Genomic DNA, 5,095 nt, shown 5'->3' with positions numbered 1-5,095 from the left:
AGCCAAAGCGTATTTTAAAGCCTCTAAATCTTAAAACTTCAAATATTCAAACTGTGAAACTCTTTAATCAATTAAATATTTAAGCTTAGTCGTAAGCAAAGAGTTTGTTTTTGCTTTTCCCCCCTCAAACAACTCATCTCTTGATTTAGTCCAGTACCGCAATAATTACAGATAGCCTTTGTTTCTGTGCTAACAACATTCGTGCCGAATATTGTTAGCACAGAAACAAGATGCTATTGTAATTAAGCAAGCCTACTCTGTAGCTACAATTTTCAGCCCTGCTACGCAGTTCCGAAAAGTTGTAGCACAGAAGTCTTGTTGGATGGCTTCGCCCCCAAACCCCCAAAAGCAAAACCCTCAATAGGGGAGTGGTAAAAATGGATGATGAAGACTTAACAAGATTTAAAAAGATCAATCCGAAATCAGAAGTTAAACGTCTACGTCTGACAGTTGATGAAAAAAATCAGCTTGATGATTTTCTTGAGAAAAGAAATTTACAGTTTAGTGACTTCAATAATCGACTAATCAAAAATGCGATTAGTGCAGAATTTCATTTAGTTGAAATGCCTGATCACTATTTGAAACCTACATTTCCACTTAAACAAAAAAAGCACCACCGAGCACCGCCAAAAGTAGACCCAGCCGTATTATTCGAACTTGGTCGGGTAGGTACAAATCTGAATCAGTGTGCTAGAGCCTTGAACCTGATTAAAAATGATAAAGCATCTGAATTGGATCTCACTCAAGAATTTAGCTTTATTGAATGTCTGCAAGTGCTTCAAGCAATTCAAGAAGATATACATAGCGTTATTGGTGAGATTAAAAAAACTACCATGTCTGATACAGCTATCGAGAATGCGAGAGTCCGAGTAGTCAAAGCCGTAGAGTTAGTGGAGGTCGAAACCGATGCACATTAAATTTACGAAACATGGCAAAGGCTGTCCACGGAAAGCCGTTGGCTACTTACTTGCTGAAAAAGATGCGAAAGGCGATTTGCGTCCTGATATTCAGACGCTTAGAGGTGATGCACAAACATTTGTTGCCATTACTGAAAGCCTAGATTTTGATTATCGCTACAGCTCCGCTGTCATTGCATGGTCAAAAGACGACAATCCAAGCGATGCACAGATTCAAGAAACATTAGATCAATTTGAAAAACATGCTTTTGCTGATTTAGACCCAACACGCTATCACATGAATGCCGTGTTACACGTTGCTCAAGACGGTTCAAAGCATGTGCATGTTCTAGTACCACGAGTCGATCTTGGAACAGGTAAGTCGTTAAATATTGCCCCTCCCGGACACGAAAAATATTTCGACAAAGTTCGGGATTATTTAAATGAAAAACATTCCTGGTCCAAACCTGATGACCTTGCCATTTTAAAAGCTGATGTACAGCTACCACACCACACGCATTCACAACGTGCAGCGGCCGTAGAAATCAATTTCTCAGGTAAAACCAAGCCTGAAAAAAAAGAGCTTTTAAATAAAATCGTTGCCCAACGCATTAACGCAGGCGTGATTCAAGACCGTAACGATGTTGTCCAAACGCTTGCTGAATATGGAATCATCACACGAAACGCTAAAGACACTATTTCAGTCAAATTGCACGGTGATAAGACAGCCGTGAAGCTCGCAGGGGAGTTTTATAAAGATGGATTCAATGTCACTGCTTACGCAGAAAATCGAGCTAGAGCAGAAGCAGATCAAAGCGCATCAAGAGCAAATGAAGTCGATGCAAAACGAGTTAATGAACTCTATAACAAACTTCAACGAGCAACTGAATCAAGAGCTAGATTCTTTGCAGACAGATACGCTGAAACGCTTACAGATCATAGACAACGAGATACTACAGCACAGTCAAGTTTTGATCAGCAAAACCCAAGACCAAACGGAGTCAGTTTACAAGCTCACACAGAAATCAGCAGAGTTATTGAATCAAGTCCAAACTTTAGTGAAGCAAGCCGAAAACTTGAATATTCAGAGCTTAGAGCAACAGCAGACACAGCAACAACAGCAGAAAATCAGTCTAATTTTGTCAGTATCATGCACAGCGTTACTGCTAATTCTGATCCTGATTTCATTGGTGAAGTAAATGAGCGAATTACAGCAGTTAATCAGTCAGCAAGTCAGCTTGCTACAGAAACAGAACGAGCTACAGCAGACTTGTATCAACGAGCAGAAGAAGTACATCGAGCACTTAGAACAGCGCAACACAGCACTAATTCAGCAGATGAACCAAGTGCCACAAGTCGATTTGACAGAATCTTTACAGAAGTTCGGAATGCAAGCGCAAAAACATTTGCAAGAGAAATTGCTCACTGTGTTGAACAACTCGAACATCGAAAAGTTAGTGCAGAGCAAGATCAATCAAGAACTAAAACCAATTCTGGACGATATACAGCTCACACAATCGCAATTAACGAAAGCACTTTCGACAGCATCATCATTGAATACAGCAACAAACAACGAAATCAACGTCAGCGAGTTAAACAACAAGCTTCAGAAGCTAGAACTTTCAGTCAACAACTTGATCGAACAACTAAACACATTGATTTAATTGCACGACAACTCAGTAATGTTGTGATTAAGCCGAAGCCTTGCACTGATTTAACTCGATATTTCAAAAACAATGGTTATCGCTCACCGACTGCGGAGCGTATTGCGGTCTGGTCAGAACGTCAGCATGAAGCATTTAAGAATCGAAATATTGAACAAGTTGCTTACTACATCGAAACCAAATACCAAGAGCTTGGGCACTATAAACGCTATGAGAACGGTTTAAGTCGAGATGAAATTAATATTGTAAACAGTATGATACGTAATGATGAGCGCATTATTGATTATATGAAAAAGTCAGGCTGTCATCTGAATTACGACACTCGACAAAAGCTCAATCGAACATTCTCACTTGAACGAACTTCAAACGAATATCGCTTAAATGATCTTGTTAAAAAAGAAAACGAAGTTAAGCCGTTATTTCAGGCGAAGCCTGAAACAAAAGCTATTGAACGTAATAATGACAACGGATTCACAATGTAGGAGATGAAAAAATTATGAAAATAGATATTAGCGAGCACTTTGAAACATCATCAATCAGTGACGTTGCTTATGCTGCAATGCTTACTTTTTCTGAAATGGAAAATGTAGACTTGTCTTATTTACATGATGTGTACGAACAATTAAATGCAGAAAAACATTGGCTGTTACAGCTAAATTGGTGTCATGAAAAAATGGACAATCAAAACTTTTTTACTTTGTGTAAAAGCTTGAACTATGACCCGATTGAGTTAAATCAAGCATTCAACGTGATCAAGCGTAAAAGTAGAAGATGACCCTTTATTTTTCTGCGTAGCAATGTTTTACATTGCTGTACTCGAAAAAAAAGTGTCTTAATTTTGAACAAATTGCAGGTTTTGATGTGGTAACAGATTTATTTTTGCGAAAATTCAACGAATGAGAAAAAAAATCTTGCAATAGTTGTAGAGTAGCTTCAAATTGAGAGCAATTAGATACATTTTCTTGAATTAGAAAAAGTACAGACCAAAAAAAAGCCCTCTTATCTTGGCGGACAATGGCTTCTTTCTGGCTTCATCAACCGACTTGTTAGTAGCTGAATCCACAATGTATAGGCTTATTATGAAGTGGATACAGTGATTTAACAAGTCTAAATAACTGACTTGTTTATGCTAAAAACCGTAACAGCGTTTAATTTACGCAAAAAAGCCCTGATTTTTGAAGAACAACAGACTAGAAAGTCTGATCTTGACGCATCTCTTAGCGTTTTTCGTCTTTCAATTCCCGATTCTTGCCCGCTTTGGACTTCTAAAATTGCGCTAGCAGGTGAAAAGCCTTGTTGGTTTCACAAAGATGAGCCTGATTTTGCTGATTTCGCATATTTAAAGACTGCTACAGATTTTAAAGTCGGCACATTGATCATTGATATAGACAGACCAGTTGCAGACAGTATCGAAGCCCTTATTTACAGCACTTTAAATGCTCCAGTTCCTAATTTAATTGTCAAAAATCCCGCAAATAAACATGTACAGTTGATTTATTGTCTAAAAAACTGGGTATGCATTGATACAAGCAATAAAAAAGGCAATTACAGCACAAAAGCACACAGCCTCTATAAAGCCCTCAAACGCCATTTAAACGCCATATTTGGCGGTGATGATGCTTATCATAACTTTATCGCTAAAAACCCCTATAGCGAGCAGTGGGACGTAGTAGGGATGCGTTCAACAAGCTACGAGATGTATGAACTTGCTCGAATTTCAGAACTAGAAGTCAAAAGCACAACATTCATTGAGCGACTACAATCGAAGCAGACAGATAAAGCACTCAAACAAGCGTCAGATCGTGCAACAGTAAAAACAGGTGAACGTAATGACTTCTTGTTCAATACTGTGCGTGTACGTGCCTATTCACTTTATAACAAGCATTCAAAGAACTGGACAAGACAGCAATTTGAAAACTGTTTGAATGATTTTGCGAACGAATTAAATGAAACAAAGTGCAGCCCTCCAGTTCAAGTAAGTGAAGTTGCTACGATTTGCCATAGTATTACGAATTACTGTTATGGATCGTTTGGAGAAAAGCAAAGAATGACAAAGTCTGAAATTAGTGAAATTGCTGCGAAATGTGGGAAAAAAGGGGGTAAAGCCAAAGGATATGCCTATTCAAAACAAAGACAAGAGGCTCGAAGACTACATAAACGTGGAAAGAAAGCCACAGATATAGCAAAACTCACTGGTTTATCAATACGCTCAGTCTATAACGCAATTAATGAGTCTAAATCTCGAAAAACGGCTATTAAAACAGAAAAAACAAAAGTGCAAGAAATTAAAGTAAAAAACATTAAATATCATAGATTTAGCCCTATATTTAATGCAAATAACTATCAGTGTAGTGTGCTCTTGGTAAAAGAATTACGTAGTAATTCTCATCTTGTATGCGAGCGAAGCGAGCCAAAGCGTATTTTAAAGCCTCTAAATCTTAAAACTTCAAATATTCAAACTGTGAAACTCTTTAATCAATTAAATATTTAAGCTTAGTCGTAAGCAAAGAGTTTGTTTTTGCTTTTCCCCCCTCA

Annotated in this window: 4 protein-coding genes; all 4 read left to right on the top strand. The window is 37.9% G+C overall.

All coding sequences use genetic code 11. From position 1 onward, the window contains the following. The first annotated feature begins 377 nt into the window (after positions 1 to 377). The gene (gene mobC / locus FTV03_RS16945) at positions 378 to 917 is read left to right on the top strand and encodes a plasmid mobilization relaxosome protein MobC (protein ID WP_180042334.1); all 540 of its coding nucleotides are present in this window, start codon (positions 378 to 380) and stop codon (positions 915 to 917) included. After that, complete coding sequence (locus FTV03_RS16940; protein WP_180042332.1) at positions 907 to 3,042, top strand: hypothetical protein; 2,136 nt, start codon at positions 907 to 909, stop codon at positions 3,040 to 3,042. Before mobC ends, FTV03_RS16940 begins: the two co-directional genes overlap by 11 nt. A gap of 14 nt (positions 3,043 to 3,056) precedes the next feature. Next, entirely contained in the window at positions 3,057 to 3,335 is a 279-nt protein-coding gene (locus FTV03_RS16935; protein WP_180042330.1) for a hypothetical protein, read from the top strand. Positions 3,336 to 3,686: 351 nt separating this feature from the next. Beyond that, positions 3,687 to 5,051: a replication initiation protein gene (locus FTV03_RS16930; protein ID WP_180042328.1), complete on the top strand. Its 1,365-nt coding sequence runs from the start codon at positions 3,687 to 3,689 to the stop codon at positions 5,049 to 5,051. The last annotated feature ends 44 nt before the right edge of the window (positions 5,052 to 5,095 follow it).

The organism is Acinetobacter sp. YH12218 (assembly GCF_013417925.1).
In the GTDB taxonomy this organism is placed as follows: domain Bacteria; phylum Pseudomonadota; class Gammaproteobacteria; order Pseudomonadales; family Moraxellaceae; genus Acinetobacter; species Acinetobacter amyesii.
Note: the sequence above shows the minus strand (reverse complement) of the source record. Positions and strands in the feature narration are given on the sequence as shown.

What these genes read in the sequence shown, in the direction of transcription:
- mobC (WP_180042334.1), top strand. Translation starts at nt 378, where the DNA reads ATGGATGATGAAGACTTAACAAGATTTAAAAAGATCAATCCGAAATCA.
- FTV03_RS16940 (WP_180042332.1), top strand. Translation starts at nt 907, where the DNA reads ATGCACATTAAATTTACGAAACATGGCAAAGGCTGTCCACGGAAAGCC.
- FTV03_RS16935 (WP_180042330.1), top strand. Translation starts at nt 3,057, where the DNA reads ATGAAAATAGATATTAGCGAGCACTTTGAAACATCATCAATCAGTGAC.
- FTV03_RS16930 (WP_180042328.1), top strand. Translation starts at nt 3,687, where the DNA reads ATGCTAAAAACCGTAACAGCGTTTAATTTACGCAAAAAAGCCCTGATT.